Consider the following 17,336-nt stretch of genomic DNA (forward strand, 5'->3'; position numbering starts at 1 on the left):
ATAAGCTTGCTGGAACATAGCCTTTCCTCCTGACCCAATGAATCATCAATCTAAAAAGCGCGAAATGCCAACAAATATCACCCTCTTTAACGATTCAAAATAATCGCCCCACGCTCTAACTCAAATATTATTGAATGAGAGAGCGATTGCGTTCATGCGCAGTCGCTCTTTTTCTTTGGACGTAATTCTAACTACTAAAAACCTGTTCATAGACTGCGCTGATGGCGTCAGCCTCTTTTTCAAGCGGGAAAGCTTCGCGAACATAGGCGAGCGCATTTTCGCCATCGCGTTGAGCCAAGGCAGGTGCGGCCAGATAAGGTTCGATTGCATCGCGCAGCGCATCACCGTCGCCAGCTGAAACAAAACTGCCCGTACCTTCCACGATCATCTCGGCATAAGCACCGGCATCGCTCGCAACCACGGCTGTTTTTGAAGCCATGGCTTCCAACGGGGTGAGACCGAAACCTTCATTTCGGGACGGCGCGACATAGAGCGTGAGACGTCGATACCAGATGCGCACATCCGGCACTTCGCCGAGAATGTGGATGCGATGCTGCAATCCGGCTGCAGCAATACGTGCCTTTAAACCATCTTCAAATGGCTGATGTTCGGCAGTCGTCCGACCTGTGATGATTGCCGTCCATTCCGGATATTTCGGCAAAAGCGCAATCATCGCATCAACAAACAGGTCCGTGCCCTTGGAGTGACGCACACGCCCAAAACAGCCAATGGCATATTTTCCGGGCAGACCTGATGCGCTGAACTGGTCTTCTTTACCAACGGGCGGATGAAACCGCTCAAGGTCAACGCCATGCATGATGACCTGATGCGGTACTTCGAGAAAACTGCCCGAACGGCCGCTGGTCGCGATCACCGCATTCATGCGGCGGATCAGCCACTTGGTGAAGGGTTTGTGATGACGTTGCGCGGCTGAAGTAAACACCAGCCGCAACTTCATACGCAGGACATCGCGCATGAAAATACCTGCAAGCATTTCGATATTCCGGCGTGCATGCCAGATGCGGAAACGCCGTTTGGCAGGTTTTTTCCAGAACGAAAAAAGAGCGCCCCAGCCGAGATGCGGCAGAGTTTCAGGCAGCCCGGGACCCATCGTTGCAATTCCTAATCCCTTTGCACGCTGCAAAGGGATTAGCTGAACAATAGTCGAAGTCACACCAGAAAGGCGGCGCTTGAAGTTGGGCGCTACGACTTCGACCTCTTGAACCGGAATAAACCCGTTATTGGGCCTCTTATCTGGCATTACGATCTCAAATGAACTTGAGACCGAGAATCTCGTATGAACGCGAACCACCGGGTGCATTGACCTCAATGGTATCGCCTTCACCTTTGCCGATCAGTGCACGCGCGATTGGCGAAGAAATCGAAATTCGGCCTTCCTTCACATCGGCCTCCTGATCGCCGACGATCTGATAGACTTTCTCTTCCTCAGTATCTTCATCGATCAATGTGACGGTTGCGCCAAACTTGATCTTGTCACCGGAAAGCTTTGTTACATCAATGACTTCGGCACGACCAACCAGCTCTTCCAGCTCATTGATACGGCCTTCATTCAAGCTCTGGGCTTCCTTGGCAGCGTGATATTCGGCGTTTTCCGAAAGATCGCCGTGCGCACGCGCTTCAGCAATTGCCTCAATGATCCGCGGACGTTCACTTTGCTGACGCGTGCGGAGTTCTTCCTTGAGGTTTTCGAAACCGCGAGGGGTCATAGGGAACTTTTCCATACCCAGTCCAGTCCTTTCCATCGCCCGCCGCGCTTCCCTCCAGGATGAGCGCGACGGCAGTTTGATTGCCCGCCTGATCCTGCTCCATGACTGGCTCAGGACACCCGTCCGGAAGGTTTAATCGCCTGCCGGTACACAAAAAGAAAACGGTCGCCGAAACACATGCTTCGGAACCGTTCAAAGTGATGTTACTGTAACTATACCATTTTCATCGGTCATTTCACGAAGAAAAATTTATGCCTGTTAATTCTACAAAGCTAATGCATTTCCAGTTTAAGAGGTATCGTCGGAAATGCGTCTCACTATTTGTTTTTACGCACATCTTGTTCCGAAAACGGGTTCCCGCTTTTCGGGATGTGCTCTGGCGTTCCTATTTGGCTTGAATGGGCCAGCTTGCAGGCCATTTCTCAGGACCACCATCGTAATTGCCATCGCAGTCGCCTTTGGAGCGCTCCTGCAAAAGCACAAACCGCACGTGTCCTTCGCCTGTGTCTGTGGCTTTCCAGACATCATAGATGCCACAATCGCCTAAGCCCCTGCCCTTGAAGAAAGCTGTCAGCGTCTTGCTCTGCTGCGACCAGTCAATGTTCCATGCCTGATCGGTGACGGTTGGGCCATCGTCGGAAATCGTTGGCAACGAAATCGGCACCACCTGATTCTCGTACTGGCTGTAGAATACATAAGGCTGATTATAAGCGCCGGGCGAACCGCATGGCATTCCGATCAGGTTGAGCCCATCTGCGATCTTCGTTTCAAAGCCCCCGCCAGTGCTGAAAGAATTTCCGCTTGAAGTCCCGCACACACCGTTTTCATCGGTGAAGTCCTTGCGAATCTGCTCGGGCACCTGCTCGATTGAAGCGATGATTTTCACCTCCGGCGGTGGCGGCGCAGGGTGCCCACCTTTTGCCTGCAATGCATCGACAGTACCGGCGCGCGATTGCTGCTCATCAGCGTAGATCAAGCCCCCGATTAATCCTGAAAGTGAGTAGTTCGAGGTTTTGCCTGCGAATTTGAGTTGTAGTTTCTGACCATTCTTCATGGCATTGATCAGTTTGGTAACCGCAACCGCATCGCCATAATTGAGCCGGTCACTCTTGAGCGAGGCCACCGACGCTTCAGTCGTCAGCACCAACGAGCCATCGACAGACAGCTCCAATTGGCCTGAAACCTTGGATGGATCAATATATGAAAGCTGCACCTCCGGCTTGGAACCGACTGCGCTGCTGCGATATAGACCAAGTGCAGGCCCGCCTTCACTCGCGACCGGAGTGAAGCTCAATGTGCAGTTCTGCGCAAAATCACATTGAACAGAGGTATCTCGGATCAGTTTATAGGCAGCCTGCGATATGCCAACGTCTGAAAGCAGCGATGTGGTTGCCACTCCCGCCAGCAGAATTGCTTTAAGCCCAAGTTTCAGAAAAAACATAACCAACCCCATAAGATTTAAAATATCAACGGACTAACACGTCGCATTTAGAGCATGATCCGACCGGAGTGAAACGAGGATCGATAAGATTATGCTTCAAATAAAAGAGTTTAGAGCGCCGATCTGATTTCATCAGATCGGCGCTCTAAAATACTGTCTTGCCGATCCCACGTGATATTTTCTATAGCATGGCCACCCCGGAAAAATGATCCAAATCATTGCGGGCGTTTTTCGTGGGGATGAAGCAACAATGACGCGCGTACAGGCAAATTTACTCCTCCTTCTGGCGGGTGTCATTTGGGGCATGGGCTTTGTGGCGCAATCCACGGCCATGGCAAGTATTGGCCCCTTCCTGTTTATCGGCGTGCGTTCCGCAATTGCAGCGCTCACCGTTTTGCCGTTCTCTATTGCTGAAGGCAGACGCTCACCGCACAAGCTCCAAAACCAGAATTATCTCTTTTTCATGCTTGTAGGAGCTACTCTTTTTACAGGTCTCGCCCTGCAGCAGATTGGGCTGATCACAACATCAGTCACCAATGCTGGCTTTCTCACTGGCCTTTATGTCGTGATGGTGCCGGTATTGGGTGTCATCCTTTTCCGCAGCTGGCCTCATCCAGTGGTATGGCCAAGTGCGGCTGCATGTCTTGCAGGTATCTTTCTTTTGTCAGGTGGAACATTAAGCGCACTCAAGCAGGGCGATTGGCTGGTCATTTGCGGCGCAGTTTTCTGGGCCATGCAGGTTCTGCTGATCACCCGCGCCAATCGTGCCGGACGCCCTATCACACTTAGCTGCGTGCAGTTTGCGACCGCAGCCGCTGCCGGCCTGATGATTGCCGCAGCCGTCGAAGACATCAACTGGAACGTCATTGCGCTCACATGGAAAGAACTGCTGTTTACAGGCGTCTTTTCATCTGGCGTTGCGTTCACCCTGCAAGCCATCGGCCAGCGCTATACCACATCAGCACAGGCAGCTATTTTCCTATCATCTGAAGCTTTATTTGCGGCTCTGTTCGGTGCGATGTTCCTGGGTGAACGCCTGACATTCATCGGCTTTATCGGCTGTGGCTTGTTGTTTGCTGCGATGCTCGCCGTGGAATTGGTTCCCATGTACTGGAAACGCAAGGCGGAACCAATCCCGGCCACTGAACAGCTTAGCCTTTAAATATCAGCGCCGCACCGCCTGCGATCAACGCAAATCCAAGCAGATGATTCCAAGTGAAGGCTTCTTTTAGATAAAAGATCGAGAACAGGCTGAAGATCACAAGTGTGATGACTTCCTGCATCGTTTTCAGCTGCGCAGCGGAATAGACCTCATGACCGATGCGGTTTGCTGGCACAGCCAGACAATATTCGATCAGCGCGATCCCCCAGCTGATGAAAATAACCGTCACCAGCGGCGTGCTGGTGAATTTCAGGTGCCCGTACCAGGCAAAGGTCATAAAAACATTAGAGCCGATCAAAAGCAGGATCGGCAGAATACTCGGCGACATCAGTGCTGACATGGAAAGAACTTTAGGGACCGGAAGGACATTGTCGCGGCTTGGCCCGAAACCGCTGCAAACAAATAGCAAAAAGGCATGAAGATTTCGCCAAAGTTATGACCACTGATTTGGCGAGAAATGACCTTATTTGCGCCATAGCCCTTAACGCACTCACTGACTGTTCGTTTACGCTTATCGACTAATATGAGCCTAAGCCCGGTTCCACAATGAAAGGCAGGGACATGAGTATTGCGTTGTCCAATCGCTTTCATCGCTATCTAATACCGGCATCTCTGGCGCTGTTCGCTCTGGCTGCCGGTTGCTCAGGAGAACGTCCGCCGCGTCCGCAAGCCGAAATCGGCAATGCTGACATAGCGCTGCCGCCCGCTCCTGTTGCATCCGCCAATGCTCCGCGAGAAGAGCGTGTTGTTGGGTTGGCGGAAGAAATCGAAAACAATGCCAATGAGATGACGACGCAGAGCCAGCCGCATTATACCGGCGATTATGGCTTCGCAGCTCCTGTTCAAAACCCGGTCAGCACAGCCGAAAACATTTATGCAATGTCTAATTCGGATGCGGCCTGCCGGACGCGTCTGAAGCGCCTGGGTGTTGTTTTCACAGAGAAATCACCCATCAATCAGAGCGGCAGCTGCCGCATCGATAATCCTATCGAAGTCAGCGGCTTTAACAGCGGTTCAATTGCTTTCAAACCTGCCGCAACACTGAATTGTCAGGTAACGGAAGCCTTTGCGCGCTGGATCAAAGGCGATCTGCAACCATCGGCACGCCTGCGATATCTTTCCGGCGTCAATACGATTCACAATGCCGGTGGCTATTCATGCCGGACGATGAATCACCGCCGTGGCGCAAAGATGTCCGAGCATTCGCGTGGCAATGCCATCGACGTGACCAAAATTGTGCTGAACAACGGTAAAAGCATAACCGTTCGCAAACCCAGCTTCTTCGCCTTTCGCGAAAAAGGCCTGCTCAACAGCGTTCGTTCCGATGCCTGCGATTACTTCACCACGGTACTTGGCCCCGGCTATAACCGCGAACATGCCGACCATTTTCACTTCGATCTGATGCAGCGTCGGAGCGGCTATCGGGCCTGCAAATAACAAAAAGCCCGGATCAACCGGGCTTTCCATAATTATTCAGCAGGGACTGGCGTCGGCTGACCGCTCTTGTCGAGCGCTACCATCACAAACTCACCATGCGTCACGAGATCCATCTCATCCGCAAGATAGCGCTGGGCCCAGGCTTCCACACGAAGCGTAATCGACGTGCGGCCAACGCGCGTGATCTCAGTATAAACACAAAGAACGTCGCCGATTTTGACCGGTTTGGCGAAGGACATTTCACGCACTGCCGCTGTAACAACGCGCCCCTTGGCACGCTCTGCAGCACGGATGCCGCTGGCCGTATCCATCTGCGCCATAACCCAACCACCGAAAATATCCCCAGCTGAGTTGGTATCTTTTGGCATTGCCTGTGTACGTACCGTCAGCATGCCCTTGGGCGCATTAATATCGTTCATCAATAAGTCCTTTGATTGCCTGAATGCATTCCGAATAGCGTAATACCAAAGTTCATTGAGTAAGACTCATCGGACTTTGGTTAAGCCCGTGTGGCGACTGAACATTTTCAAGGCGTGATGCGTCAGCTTCTTAGCACCTTGGTATAAAGCGGTGTTCAGCTGCGAGTATGCTGTAACCCTTGATCGAGGAAAAGTGCGACATCCGCACCGCAGCCATGCAAATCAAACATGAGGCAACACCAGGAAGATTAAAATCTTAATTATTAATCACAATAGAAATATTCATACAGACTTTAAAGTAAAAATAACAATCATCTGCTATATATGGATCTATGATATATAGATCGGGGGATAGTATGAGATTAATTATTACATCTTCAATTGCTACATTAGCTCTTTTATTTGCAACAAATGCAGAAGCTTCGGCCGGGCTTGCAACTGCAAATATTAATCTCCGCACCGGTCCTGGTACACAGTATCCATCAATGGGTAGCATCCCCAATGGGGTTGTTCTGGATGTTGCAGGCTGCACAAGTGGGTACGGCTGGTGCCGCGTCAATTATCGCGGCCTTGATGGCTGGGCGTCGTCAAATTACATCGCGGTTCAGACTGGCGGCGGCGGTTACACCACCAATGACAATTTTGGATCAACCGCAGCAGCTGTTGGCATACCGCTCATAGCTGGATTGGTAATCGGTTCAGCAATCAACAACAATCGATGGGATGATGGCCCTAACTGGGGTCCAGGCTGGGGGCCTCGCCCCTATCGTTCTGGATGGGGTCCGGGTCCATACCGTCCGGGTCCGGGTTGGCGTGGGCCAAACCAGTGGGGCGAGCCCCGTCCACATTGGGGCGATCGTCCCGGTTGGAGGGATCATCCCGGTTACCATCCAAACGTTTACGGACCGGGCGACCGCTGGCGCCCACACGGCCGCAGATAAAGCGTTTGAACCAAAAGCGGGAACCGGTTTTGCGTTGGATAATGCGTAAGAACAAATAGTGCGGTGCAGTTCCTACGATTCAATCCCCACTGGAGCCTCTTCGAGCACTTCCTCCTGACAGCTTGATGTCAGGAGCCGTATAGATTCCGGACCGGGTGCATGGGATTTGATCCGTGCACCCTTTTCATTTGAGTTGTGAAATTCCATATTGGGTGCATGGCTTCCTCAAAAGATAAATACACTCAGGATTCGCAGAATCAGACTGGCGGCTTCGGTGAAGCACCGCAGTCCGAATTTTCGGGCGCGCCGCTGTCCGGGTCCATTTCCGATTGGGCAAAAGAGATCAGCGATGAGGCCGTCAAGCCTCAGGCCAAGGCAAAGCCTGCCAAAGCCGCAAAGTCTCCCAAAAAGGTGCCTGAACGCAGCAAGGAATCCTCGCGCAGCGCGCGCGGCACTTCGATGGGGGGCGCTGCGTCTGCTAAGGAACGCGCTGCCGCAGGTCTCAATCCAGTAGCAGGACTGGACATCAGCCTTGAAGACGCAGCCGAGTTTAATCCCTCAGGCGCGACCGCGACCGTTCAGGCACTTTCCGATCTGATTGAATCCGGCAATCCACTGTTCAAGAACGGCGAACTCTGGACCCCGCATCGTCCTACCCGCCCGGACAAATCTGAAGGCGGCATTGCGATCCAGATGGAATCGAGTTTCGAACCATCTGGCGATCAGCCGACAGCAATTCGTGATCTGGTCAGCGGGCTGCAAGAGAACGACCGAACGCAGGTTCTGCTTGGCGTTACCGGCTCCGGCAAGACCTTCACCATGGCAAAGGTCATTCAGGAAACGCAGCGTCCCGCGCTTATTCTCGCTCCCAACAAGACCCTGGCGGCGCAGCTATATGGCGAGTTCAAGAGCTTCTTTCCGAACAATGCTGTCGAATATTTCGTTTCCTATTACGATTACTACCAGCCCGAAGCCTATGTGGCGCGGTCCGATACGTATATCGAAAAGGAATCGACCGTAAACGAACAGATCGACCGGATGCGTCACGCAGCCACTCGTGCTTTGATTGAGCGCGACGACGTCATTATCGTTGCGTCTGTTTCATGCATTTACGGTATCGGTTCGGTCGAAACCTATACCGCCATGACTTTCGAAATGAAGATCGGCGACCGGCTCGACCAGCGCCAGCTTCTCGCCGATCTCGTGGCACAGCAATATAAGCGGCAAGACATCAACTTTGTGCGCGGCTCATTCCGCGTGCGTGGCGATACAATTGAAATTTTCCCGGCCCACTTGGAAGATCGCGCATGGCGCATTTCGCTGTTTGGCGACGAGATCGAAACCATCGTGGAATTTGATCCGCTGACCGCTCAGAAGACCGGCGATCTGCAATCGGTCAAGATTTACGCAAACTCCCACTATGTGACGCCACGCCCGACGCTCAATCAGGCCATCAAGTCGATACAGGAAGAATTGCAGCATCGTCTGGCCGAACTCACGCGCGCCGGCCGCTTGCTTGAAGCGCAACGGTTGGAGCAACGCACCAATTTCGACCTCGAAATGCTGGAAGCAACCGGCGTCTGCAACGGTATCGAAAACTATTCGCGCTATCTGACCGGACGTCAGCCGGGCGAGCCGCCGCCGACGTTGTTTGAATATATTCCAGACAATGCCCTCGTTTTCCTCGACGAAAGCCATGTCACAGTTCCGCAGATTGGCGGCATGTATCGCGGCGACTTCCGTCGGAAGGCGACGCTGGCCGAATATGGCTTCCGCCTGCCCTCCTGCATGGACAATCGTCCACTGCGGTTCGAGGAGTGGGATGCGATGCGTCCACAAACCATCGCTGTGTCTGCAACGCCCGGCAAGTGGGAAATCGAAGAAGCTGGCGGCGTGTTTGCCGAACAGGTTATTCGCCCAACCGGCCTGATCGATCCGCCTGTTGAAGTACGGCCTGCAAAAAATCAGGTCGATGATGTGCTTGGCGAAATCCGCGAAACAGCGCGCAAGGGCTATCGCACGCTCTGCACCGTGCTGACCAAGCGCATGGCCGAAGACCTGACCGAATATCTGCACGAACAGGGCGTTCGCGTGCGCTATATGCACTCGGATATCGACACGCTGGAACGTATAGAAATCATCCGCGATCTGCGCCTTGGCGCATTCGACGTGCTTGTGGGTATCAACCTGCTGCGCGAAGGTCTGGATATTCCAGAATGCGGCTTCGTCGCCATTCTCGATGCGGACAAGGAAGGTTTCCTGCGTTCAGAAACCTCGCTCGTTCAGACCATCGGTCGTGCGGCGCGTAACGTCGACGGTAAGGTCATTCTGTACGCTGACAATATAACCGGCTCCATGCAACGCGCGATGGACGAAACCAGCCGCCGCCGCGAAAAACAGGAAGCCTATAATACTGAGCATGGTATCACGCCTGCTTCGGTGAAGAAGAATATCTCGGACATCCTGAATTCGGTTTACGAACAGGATCACGTCCGCGCCGATATTTCCGGCTTCGCCGAACAGGGCGCGATGATGGGCAACAATCTCGCCTCCCATCTCGAACATCTGGAAAAGCAGATGCGCGACGCCGCAGCCGATCTCGACTTTGAAAAGGCCGCGCGCATGCGCGACGAGATCAAACGCTTGCGCGAAATGGAACTGGCGATTGCCGACGATCCGCTCGCGCGTGAAGTGGAACTTGAAAGCCCTGTGACTGGCCGTACTAAGGGGCGCCACAATGCGGGCCGTAAGGTCCATCGCACAGTGGATGCAGAGCCGAAAAAATCGCTATTCGCCAAGCCTTCGCTCGACAATATGGGACCAGGAACCGATGTGGCAAAGCCGCTGTTCCGCAAGAATACGCTGGATGAAATGACCGTTAAGCGGACAGAAAAACCGGCAGGCGCTGACGACGCAATTATCCGCCGCGAACGTGCTGGCATCGGCTCTTACGAAGATCCGGCTGAGGCCGCACGCAAAAAGCGTCGCCCCGGCAAGACTGGCCGACCGGGGCGTTAAAGCATTTCCAGCAAAAGTGGAAACCGGTTTTGCGTTCGGAAATGCGTAGAAAGAAATAGAGCGGTTTCAGCGTTTCAATCTTAATTGGAACCGCTCAATTCAGGTATTTTTGGAGGGCTGCTTACCAGCCTTCCAAAACTATCTTGCCTTTAGCCTTGCCAGTTTCCAACAAGCCATGGGCCGATTTCAGGTTGGTAGCGTTGATTGGCGAAAGCACTTCCGTAACTGTTGTTTTGATCTTGCCCGCATCGATCAGTTGGGCGACTTCATTCAGAAGTTTGCCTTGCTCATCCATGTCGGCAGTTTCAAAGATCGAACGCGTAAACATCAGTTCCCAGTGCACCGATACGGACTTGCGCTTAAACGGCATGGCATTGAGCGTTTCCGGATCATCGATAAGGCCAAACCGCCCTTGCGGTGCAATCAACAAGACAATCTCATCAACATGATTCTGCGTTTGCGTGGTTGAAAAGACAAAAGCTGGCGCGCCTATCCCCAGAGCTTCAATCTGCTTTGCCAGTGGCTTGCTATGATCGATGACATAATGCGCGCCGAGTTGCTTAACCCATTCCTGCGTTTCCGGTCGCGATGCGGTAGCAATCACCGTCAAATCAGTCAAAGCCCGCGCCAGCTGGATGGCGATTGAACCAACCCCGCCTGCACCACCAATAATAAGAATGGCGTTTGCAGCGCCTGGCACTGGCTTGCGCACATCCAGCCGGTCAAACAGCATTTCCCAGTCGGTGATCGATGTGAGTGGCAGGGCAGCAGCTTCACTTTTGGCAAGCGACGCGGGCATATGGCCAACAATGCGTTCATCGACCAGATGAAACTCGCAATTGGCACCTGGCCGGATCAAAGATCCTGCATACCAGACCTCATCGCCCGGTTTGAAGTTACGCACGTCGTTACCCGTCTCAACGACTGTCCCGACCGCGTCCCAGCCGAGCACTTTCCACTGGCCAGCTTCTGGCGACACGCCGCTGCGGATCTTGTAATCGACTGGATTAACTGAAATCGCCTCAACCCGAACCAACAGATCACGGCCCGCCGCTTTCGGCTTTTCCAATGTTACGTCGACCAGAGATTCTGCACGGTCCAGCGGACCCGCAACTTGATAGGCAACTGCTTTCATCGTTCTGCTCCATTTGCTATGGACCAAATATTAGACTACTATCACAGAGTGTGAATACGCACAAAAATCGCCAATAGTGTTGTTTTTTGTACTTAGTATATAAAGGATACTTAAATGACCAAGGCCAAGCACTCGCGCTTCGATTGCAGTCCCGGCTGTGCGGTTGAAGCCGCCATCAGTCTCATCGATGGCAAATGGAAAAGCGTTGTGCTGTTTCATCTTCTCGACGGCACGATGCGGTTTAATGAACTCAGGCGGCAAATACCGGGTGTGACCCAGCGTATGCTGACCAATCAGTTGCGTGAGCTGGAAGAAGACGGTCTGATCGAGCGAAAGGTCTATGCACAGGTTCCTCCCAAGGTCGAATATAGCCTGTCTCCGCTTGGCCGCAGCATCGAACCAATCCTGCTGGCACTGAAGGATTGGGGGGATACCAATATCGACCGCTTCGGCAAGCCGTTGCGGGGGCAACCCTCTGTTCAAAAGGCTGCATGATAGAAAAAAGGACGGTTGAAACCGTCCTTTTTATTGTTGGCTAACTTACCGGCACTGACCACCGCCGGTAATGCGATAACCGGCACGTTCTGCTTCACAGCGATTTGAGAATGTCTGCCTGTCATTACCGCGACGCGCGCAAACCGGCATATATTCCCGTGTGCAAGCACCAGCACTTGGGCGTCCTGGTCTGTTGCCTTGATGTGGCGGGCGACCCGGCCGTTCTCCTCCCCAACCTGCGCCCGGTCCCGATCCCTGGCCGGGCCGTGAGCTGCACTGGCCATTGCCGACAATCCGATAGCCATCGGCACGGGCCTGACAGGCATTGCCAAAAGTCTTGCGTGAATGACCGCGTTCGCCACAAACTGGCGCATAAATCATCGGACACATCTGCGGTTGCGATGGACCGGGCCGTACTGGAGGCCGATAATCCGGGCCACCTTCGGCAACACACCCCGCCAGAAACATGGCACCCGCGAGCAAGCCCAATCGACTGACTTTATTGAACAACATAGCTCTCTCCCTCTCCTAATCCGCATGTTAGAACGCATTTCGATCTGATTGAATCAGATCGGCGCGTCTAAATACTTTGTTTTCAAGCCCATTTTTTCGACATCCGTTTCACACTTTCGGGTGCGATCTAAGATGGCACAGCAGCCTCCGAGAACAAGGATCGATTAAAAGATAATCGGCAACGTTCTCAAAAACCTCATATCGACAAGTCGTAAACATGCATTACTCTACATTCCAAGAGCGGGATAAAGGGCGGAATCAACAGTATGAGTCGTCTGCATATAACGATAGCGACATTTGCATTTATGCAGCTCTTTAGCTGGCCTGAAAGCATCAACGCGGCAGCCCAGACAACGGTCAATCCCGAATCTCTGACCTATGGTCCGCCCATGCCGCCCGAGAAGATCACGCCGACTGTCAGTCGCATTTGTGAGCTCATAGAAATCAACGCCGAAGCGAAAGGTATCCCGAAAGACTTCTTTGCGCGGCTCATCTGGAAAGAAAGCCGCTTCGATCATCGCGCAGTAAGCCCGGTTGGCGCTCAAGGTATCGCACAATTCATGCCTTATACTGCAAAAGAGCGTGGCCTCGCCGATCCATTCGATATTGAACAGGCGATCCCCGCATCTGCAGGCTTTCTAAGCGAACTCAAACGCGCTTTCGGAAATTGGGGGCTGGCAGCCGCCGCTTATAATGCAGGGCCGACCCGCGTTTCCAACTGGATGCGCTCAGGCGGATTTCTTCCACTTGAGACAGAAGACTACGTTCTTGATCTCACAGGCGCTCCCGCTGATAATTTTGCATCCGGCAGCGAGATCACCAACAAGCCGCTCGACGCAAAACTCAGTTTTGCAGAAGCTTGCCAGCGTCTGCCGATCATTCGCACAGCCACGATACCCATGTCCCGCATCAAGCCTAAGCCCTGGGGCATTCAGGTCGCGGGCAATTTTCGACGTAGCGTTGCCGCCAATCAGTGGAGCAGGTTACGCAAGCAATTCTCCTCAGTGCTCGCAGGCCACAATCCGGTCATTAGCCGCGTACGTACACCAATGGCCCGGCGTGGCATTTATGCAGTACGTATCGGAGCTGATAGTCGAGGTGAAGCGGACAACATATGCACTAAACTTCGCGCGGCAGGCGGTGCATGCATAGTTTTACGCAATCGGTAAGCAAATGATCATGCTATACCTTAGTATGAATCGATATATTGCCGTTGGCCTGTGCTATTTTGGTATTGAATGAGTGATATTCTCGTAATTTTTGTAAAGATTCGAGACGATACCGTTACGAAGATAACCAATCTCATATTCTATGAAGAATTTGCTTGCCAAATTATGCATCATAGATCAGTCTTCGATTGTCCGGGCAATTTGAGTACAAACGGAAGACTGGAAGAACGGCGCGCCGGAACCGCTAGAAGTTCCGGGTCGGAGATTAGTCTCTGGCAATGATCGGTTCCTCTCCTATGTCGATAACTGCCTGCATGACCCTCTGCCGGGTGTGTGGTGCGTTCGGCGGAAGTTGTAATTCCACTGTCTCTTAATAAAGCAGTGGCGCCAAGGAAAAGGAACGGATCCCATGGCACAGACCGGACAGGTCAAATTCTTCAACTCCGAAAAAGGTTTCGGATTTATCAAGCCTGATGATGGCGGCGCGGACATTTTTGTCCATATTTCTGCTGTGCAAGCTTCAGGTTTGGCAGGACTTGCTGACAATCAGAAGGTTTCTTACGAGACAGAACCGGATCGTCGCGGCAAAGGTCCTAAGGCTGTAAATATCTCGGTTACTGACTAAGTCCGAAACTTTACAGAACAAGAATTTGATCCCCGGCTAACGCCGGGGTTTTTTATTGTACTGAGATTAGCGCCAATCCTAGAGCGTATCACGCCTAATCGCACCCATGGCGCTCGCTCCAGATTCTTTTAATTAACGCATGTTCGAGAACGCTAAATGAAACCATTTAGCTGCAACCCGCTCCAAATCTCAGCGCGCGAAATATTACCGACACTGCATGTATTTTACCGGATAATAAAGGTTTCAGCAGCCCCTTCACCATTGTTCAGCCTCCATTCATGTCGAGACTATTAACTTGTCATTCATGATTGATGCGGTGTGCCAACTCGGCCCTGCATATCGCCGAAATTGCAGTTGTGCTTCTGAAGGAGCGGACAATGAACAAACTACTTAAAACAGCTATTCTGGCAGTTGCCTCCATAGCAGCAGTCTCAGCACCGCTGGCTTCGGCATCGGCTGACTCTTGGGGTCGTCGCGGCTGGGATCGCGGCGGCGACTGGAACCGCGGCGGTTGGGATCGCCCCTATCATCGTCACCGCGACCGCAGCGGCGATGCGGTCGCTGCTGGCGTCATCGGCCTTGCGGCAGGCGCTTTGCTCGGCAGCGCTTTGAGCCAGCCTCAGCCGACATATGTCCAGCCTGCGCCCGTTTACGCGCCGCCTCCACCGCCACCTGCATATTATCCGGCACCACCTGCACGCAGCGTGCAGTATCGCGTCGGCTATGAGCCATGGAGCCGCGGCTGGTATCAATATTGTTCGGACCGTTATCGTTCGTTCAATGCAAATACCGGAACCTATCGCGGTTATGATGGACGCGACCATTTCTGCTCGGCCAACTAAACCCGCTGCACGTCTAAATACAAAAAGCCGCCTGAAAGGCGGCTTTTTTCATGAAGCATTCAGTTCAGGCATATCCAATATCGTTGAGAAACGGATTGTTGCGGCGTTCTTCGCCAAAGCGCCCGCCGGGACCATGGCCGCACAGAAAGCCGATATCGTCGCCCAGGGGCAGCAGCTTTTCTTTTATCGAGCGAATGAGTGCGGCGTGATCACCGCCCGGCAGGTCAGTACGACCGATTGAACCGTTGAACAAAACGTCTCCAACAATCGCGAAGCGCGCCTCAGGATTATAGAACACCACATGTCCCGGTGCATGCCCTGGGCAATGGAAGACATCGAAAGTGTGCCCGGCAACTGAAACCGTATCGCCTTCTTCCAGCCAACGGTCAGGTGTTACGTTGCGTACACCCTCAGTCAGGCCGTATTTAAGGCCAGTAGTTGCCAGATTATCGAGCAGAAACTTGTCGTCCTTGTGCGGACCAATAATCTCAACGCCCAAATCTTCTTTGAGGTCCAGCGCAGCCCCTGCATGATCAATATGGCCATGCGTGATCCAAATAGCTTCTACGTCGACATTCTGAGACGCAATTGCCTCTTTGATTCGATCAAAATCGCCACCCGGATCGATCACAACACCCTTCTTAGTGTCACCATCGAAAAGGATGGTGCAGTTCTGCTGAAATGGCGTCACTGGAACGATGATGGCTTGTAATTGTCCCATATAGGATACTCCATTCAGTCAGTATGTTGGAAAGATAAACCGTTGGTTCTCGAACTGCCGTGATCTGTTTGCATATTCAGATAATGCGCGGACTTCAGATTGCAAAGGTCTGGTCATAGTAAAACGGGCGGCACAAGGCCGCCCGTATCCCCTCTCACGAAAACTGTTCAAGTTTCCAAAAGTCTGAACGGCTTTTGGAAAAAATGTCACCCCGTGAGATCGCCGGTTGTTGTCCCCACAACCGCGCTATTCGCTTAAGCTCAGGCCTTGCTTGCCATTGAGTTCTTGATCAGTCCGATAATCGCTGTGAGGACGATACCGCCCACACCGCCACCAGCCAACTGGCCAACGACGCCATTAAGAACCGAGTCCATCCCGCCACCGGAAAGCATAGGCAGAAGCTGGCCAAGAATAACGCCACCGATGCCACCGGCAACTGTATTGCCAGCAGTTCCGAGGCTTAGATTCTTGACAGCACCAGCAATATTGCCGCCCACTGCGCCCGAAACAAGTTGAAGAATGATAGGCAGTAGAGATTCCATAATCGTCACCCCATCTGAGTTAAAAGCCGGAATAACGCGAATCCGACATGGAAAATCTTGGACCGAAACTTTCCAATGTCAAACAATAAGCCGTCACATAGTAAAAAAGCGGCTTAAAAGCCGCTTTTTTCTGTTTAAAACGTTGCTACTCAGCAGCTATTCGCTTGGGCTGAACTTCGGCCGCATAATCATTCATCAACGTGTTGGTGATTTCACCCGGCGTAAAATGGTACTTCCCAATTTCCGAAACCGGCGTCACTTCTGCCGCTGTTCCACACAGGAAGCATTCTGTGAATGTCGCCATTTCTTCCGGCATGATAACCCGTTCAATAACTTCCAGACCTCGACGCTTGGCAAGATCAATAATCGTCCGGCGTGTGATGCCATCAAGGAAGCAATCAGGCTTTGGTGTGTGCAATGCACCGTCTTTGACAAAGAACACATTCGCACCCGTGGCCTCAGCGACCTGACCGCGCCAGTCAAGCATAAGCGCATCCGCATAGCCTTTTGCTTCGGCTGCATGCTTGGAAATAGTGCAAATCATATAAAGTCCGGCAGCCTTGGAACGCGAGGGCGCAGTGCGCGGATCAGGACGGCAATATTCTGCGACGTCGAGACGAATGCCCTTCATCTTTTCTTCAGGCGAGAAATAGCTTGGCCACTGCCAGATCGCGATAGCCAGATGAATGCGATTGTTCTGAGCCGAAACGCCAAGCGACTCTGATCCACGCCAAGCAATCGGCCGAACATATGCGTCGACGAAACCCTGCTTCTTGAGCAGTTCGCGACAGGCATTGTCGATCTCTTCGACGCTATATGGAATCTCGAAGCCAAGAATTCGGGCAGATTCATGCAGGCGCTCAGTATGCTCGGTCAGCTTGAAAATCTCGCCGCCATAAGCACGCTCGCCTTCGAATACGGCGCTCGCATAATGCAGACCGTGCGTCAGCACATGTACCTTCGCATCCTTCCAGGAGACAAACTCGCCGTCCTGCCAGATAAATCCGTCGCGTTGATCGAATGGAATCGCAGCCATTTTACTCTTCCTCAAATTGCCCGCTTTTTTGCAGGCCGTTTGGCTCTGATGAGCCTTTCCCTAGTCTTTTCTGGCCAGTTAAATCGATATAACTGGTAAGTAAGACATGTTTT

18 protein-coding genes are annotated in these 17,336 nt (G+C 52.6%); 8 read left to right on the forward strand and 10 right to left on the reverse strand.

Annotation, left to right across the window (positions count from 1 at the left end; all coding sequences use genetic code 11):
• Positions 1-187: 187 nt before the first annotated feature.
• The 3 genes from OIV19_RS15780 to OIV19_RS15790 form a co-directional block, all read right to left on the reverse strand.
• Positions 188-1,261, reverse strand: coding sequence for a glycosyltransferase family 4 protein (locus OIV19_RS15780; protein WP_264232221.1), 1,074 nt, complete (start codon positions 1,259-1,261; stop codon positions 188-190).
• 7 nt (positions 1,262-1,268) lie between these two features.
• On the reverse strand, positions 1,269-1,742 hold the full coding sequence (gene greA / locus OIV19_RS15785) for a transcription elongation factor GreA (protein ID WP_095447078.1): 474 nt from the start codon (positions 1,740-1,742) through the stop codon (positions 1,269-1,271).
• Positions 1,743-2,112: 370 nt separating this feature from the next.
• Positions 2,113-3,168 carry a DUF1176 domain-containing protein gene (locus OIV19_RS15790; protein WP_264232222.1) on the reverse strand — a complete coding sequence of 352 codons (1,056 nt, stop codon included), beginning with the start codon at positions 3,166-3,168 and terminating at the stop codon, positions 2,113-2,115.
• Between the two features lie 250 nt (positions 3,169-3,418).
• On the opposite strand from OIV19_RS15790, the gene OIV19_RS15795 reads away from it, so the two are divergent.
• Positions 3,419-4,330, forward strand: a complete 912-nt coding sequence (locus tag OIV19_RS15795) for a DMT family transporter (protein ID WP_095447939.1) — start codon at positions 3,419-3,421, stop codon at positions 4,328-4,330.
• Here the strand turns inward: OIV19_RS15795 and OIV19_RS15800 are convergent.
• Entirely contained in the window at positions 4,320-4,670 is a 351-nt protein-coding gene (locus tag OIV19_RS15800; RefSeq protein WP_095447940.1) for a DMT family protein, read from the reverse strand. The genes OIV19_RS15795 and OIV19_RS15800 overlap by 11 nt on opposite strands.
• 221 nt (positions 4,671-4,891) lie before the next feature.
• On the opposite strand from OIV19_RS15800, the gene OIV19_RS15805 reads away from it, so the two are divergent.
• A complete protein-coding gene (locus tag OIV19_RS15805) occupies positions 4,892-5,767 on the forward strand; it encodes an extensin-like domain-containing protein (protein WP_235901990.1) in 876 nt (291 codons plus the stop codon).
• A 32-nt stretch (positions 5,768-5,799) separates the two neighbouring features.
• Here OIV19_RS15805 and OIV19_RS15810 read toward each other — a convergent pair whose 3' ends face one another.
• The gene (locus tag OIV19_RS15810) at positions 5,800-6,186 is read right to left on the reverse strand and encodes an acyl-CoA thioesterase (protein WP_007875958.1); all 387 of its coding nucleotides are present in this window, start codon (positions 6,184-6,186) and stop codon (positions 5,800-5,802) included.
• 356 nt (positions 6,187-6,542) lie between these two features.
• Between OIV19_RS15810 and OIV19_RS15815 the strand changes: the two genes are divergently transcribed.
• Both OIV19_RS15815 and uvrB read left to right on the forward strand, forming a co-directional pair.
• Positions 6,543-7,127: an SH3 domain-containing protein gene (locus OIV19_RS15815; RefSeq protein ID WP_095447080.1), complete on the forward strand. Its 585-nt coding sequence runs from the start codon at positions 6,543-6,545 to the stop codon at positions 7,125-7,127.
• Positions 7,128-7,343: 216 nt separating this feature from the next.
• Positions 7,344-10,145 carry an excinuclease ABC subunit UvrB gene (gene uvrB, locus OIV19_RS15820; protein WP_264232223.1) on the forward strand — a complete coding sequence of 934 codons (2,802 nt, stop codon included), beginning with the start codon at positions 7,344-7,346 and terminating at the stop codon, positions 10,143-10,145.
• A 121-nt stretch (positions 10,146-10,266) separates the two neighbouring features.
• Here the strand turns inward: uvrB and OIV19_RS15825 are convergent, their stop codons facing one another.
• Positions 10,267-11,280: a zinc-binding alcohol dehydrogenase family protein gene (locus tag OIV19_RS15825; protein WP_264232224.1), complete on the reverse strand. Its 1,014-nt coding sequence runs from the start codon at positions 11,278-11,280 to the stop codon at positions 10,267-10,269.
• 114 nt (positions 11,281-11,394) lie between these two features.
• On the opposite strand from OIV19_RS15825, the gene OIV19_RS15830 reads away from it, so the two are divergent.
• On the forward strand, positions 11,395-11,775 hold the full coding sequence (locus OIV19_RS15830; protein WP_264232225.1) for a winged helix-turn-helix transcriptional regulator: 381 nt from the start codon (positions 11,395-11,397) through the stop codon (positions 11,773-11,775).
• Positions 11,776-11,820: 45 nt separating this feature from the next.
• Here the strand turns inward: OIV19_RS15830 and OIV19_RS15835 are convergent, their stop codons facing one another.
• Positions 11,821-12,288 (reverse strand): Kazal-type serine protease inhibitor family protein, encoded by a 468-nt coding sequence (locus OIV19_RS15835; RefSeq protein ID WP_095447084.1) that lies wholly within the window; start codon positions 12,286-12,288, stop codon positions 11,821-11,823.
• 266 nt (positions 12,289-12,554) lie between these two features.
• Here OIV19_RS15835 and OIV19_RS15840 point away from each other — a divergent pair, with 266 nt between their 5' ends.
• The 3 genes from OIV19_RS15840 (at position 12,555) to OIV19_RS15850 (ending at position 14,924) form a co-directional block, all read left to right on the forward strand.
• A complete protein-coding gene (locus OIV19_RS15840) occupies positions 12,555-13,457 on the forward strand; it encodes a lytic transglycosylase domain-containing protein (RefSeq protein WP_264232226.1) in 903 nt (300 codons plus the stop codon).
• A 409-nt stretch (positions 13,458-13,866) separates the two neighbouring features.
• A complete protein-coding gene (locus tag OIV19_RS15845; RefSeq protein ID WP_024899445.1) occupies positions 13,867-14,082 on the forward strand; it encodes a cold-shock protein in 216 nt (71 codons plus the stop codon).
• A gap of 377 nt (positions 14,083-14,459) precedes the next feature.
• Positions 14,460-14,924: a BA14K family protein gene (locus OIV19_RS15850; protein WP_095447941.1), complete on the forward strand. Its 465-nt coding sequence runs from the start codon at positions 14,460-14,462 to the stop codon at positions 14,922-14,924.
• A 64-nt stretch (positions 14,925-14,988) separates the two neighbouring features.
• On the opposite strand, the gene OIV19_RS15855 is transcribed toward OIV19_RS15850, so the two are convergent.
• The 3 genes from OIV19_RS15855 to OIV19_RS15865 all read right to left on the reverse strand — a co-directional run bounded on the left by OIV19_RS15855 (position 14,989) and on the right by OIV19_RS15865 (position 17,223).
• Positions 14,989-15,645, reverse strand: a complete 657-nt coding sequence (locus tag OIV19_RS15855) for an MBL fold metallo-hydrolase (protein ID WP_094540034.1) — start codon at positions 15,643-15,645, stop codon at positions 14,989-14,991.
• 260 nt (positions 15,646-15,905) lie between these two features.
• Positions 15,906-16,187: a hypothetical protein gene (locus tag OIV19_RS15860; protein WP_095447085.1), complete on the reverse strand. Its 282-nt coding sequence runs from the start codon at positions 16,185-16,187 to the stop codon at positions 15,906-15,908.
• A 145-nt stretch (positions 16,188-16,332) separates the two neighbouring features.
• Positions 16,333-17,223: a branched-chain amino acid aminotransferase gene (locus OIV19_RS15865; RefSeq protein ID WP_264232227.1), complete on the reverse strand. Its 891-nt coding sequence runs from the start codon at positions 17,221-17,223 to the stop codon at positions 16,333-16,335.
• Positions 17,224-17,336 lie beyond the last annotated feature (113 nt).

The organism is Brucella sp. HL-2 (genome assembly GCF_025846885.2).
Taxonomy (GTDB): Bacteria; Pseudomonadota; Alphaproteobacteria; order Rhizobiales; family Rhizobiaceae; genus Brucella; species Brucella quorumnocens.

Bases quoted from the DNA above. Each gene is read 5' to 3' on its own strand.
- OIV19_RS15780 (WP_264232221.1), bottom strand. From the start codon at position 1,261: ATGCCAGATAAGAGGCCCAATAACGGGTTTATTCCGGTTCAAGAGGTC.
- greA (WP_095447078.1), bottom strand. From the start codon at position 1,742: ATGGAAAAGTTCCCTATGACCCCTCGCGGTTTCGAAAACCTCAAGGAA.
- OIV19_RS15790 (WP_264232222.1), bottom strand. From the start codon at position 3,168: ATGTTTTTTCTGAAACTTGGGCTTAAAGCAATTCTGCTGGCGGGAGTG.
- OIV19_RS15795 (WP_095447939.1), top strand. From the start codon at position 3,419: ATGACGCGCGTACAGGCAAATTTACTCCTCCTTCTGGCGGGTGTCATT.
- OIV19_RS15800 (WP_095447940.1), bottom strand. From the start codon at position 4,670: ATGTCAGCACTGATGTCGCCGAGTATTCTGCCGATCCTGCTTTTGATC.
- OIV19_RS15805 (WP_235901990.1), top strand. From the start codon at position 4,892: ATGAGTATTGCGTTGTCCAATCGCTTTCATCGCTATCTAATACCGGCA.
- OIV19_RS15810 (WP_007875958.1), bottom strand. From the start codon at position 6,186: ATGAACGATATTAATGCGCCCAAGGGCATGCTGACGGTACGTACACAG.
- OIV19_RS15815 (WP_095447080.1), top strand. From the start codon at position 6,543: ATGAGATTAATTATTACATCTTCAATTGCTACATTAGCTCTTTTATTT.
- uvrB (WP_264232223.1), top strand. From the start codon at position 7,344: ATGGCTTCCTCAAAAGATAAATACACTCAGGATTCGCAGAATCAGACT.
- OIV19_RS15825 (WP_264232224.1), bottom strand. From the start codon at position 11,280: ATGAAAGCAGTTGCCTATCAAGTTGCGGGTCCGCTGGACCGTGCAGAA.
- OIV19_RS15830 (WP_264232225.1), top strand. From the start codon at position 11,395: ATGACCAAGGCCAAGCACTCGCGCTTCGATTGCAGTCCCGGCTGTGCG.
- OIV19_RS15835 (WP_095447084.1), bottom strand. From the start codon at position 12,288: ATGTTGTTCAATAAAGTCAGTCGATTGGGCTTGCTCGCGGGTGCCATG.
- OIV19_RS15840 (WP_264232226.1), top strand. From the start codon at position 12,555: ATGAGTCGTCTGCATATAACGATAGCGACATTTGCATTTATGCAGCTC.
- OIV19_RS15845 (WP_024899445.1), top strand. From the start codon at position 13,867: ATGGCACAGACCGGACAGGTCAAATTCTTCAACTCCGAAAAAGGTTTC.
- OIV19_RS15850 (WP_095447941.1), top strand. From the start codon at position 14,460: ATGAACAAACTACTTAAAACAGCTATTCTGGCAGTTGCCTCCATAGCA.
- OIV19_RS15855 (WP_094540034.1), bottom strand. From the start codon at position 15,645: ATGGGACAATTACAAGCCATCATCGTTCCAGTGACGCCATTTCAGCAG.
- OIV19_RS15860 (WP_095447085.1), bottom strand. From the start codon at position 16,187: ATGGAATCTCTACTGCCTATCATTCTTCAACTTGTTTCGGGCGCAGTG.
- OIV19_RS15865 (WP_264232227.1), bottom strand. From the start codon at position 17,223: ATGGCTGCGATTCCATTCGATCAACGCGACGGATTTATCTGGCAGGAC.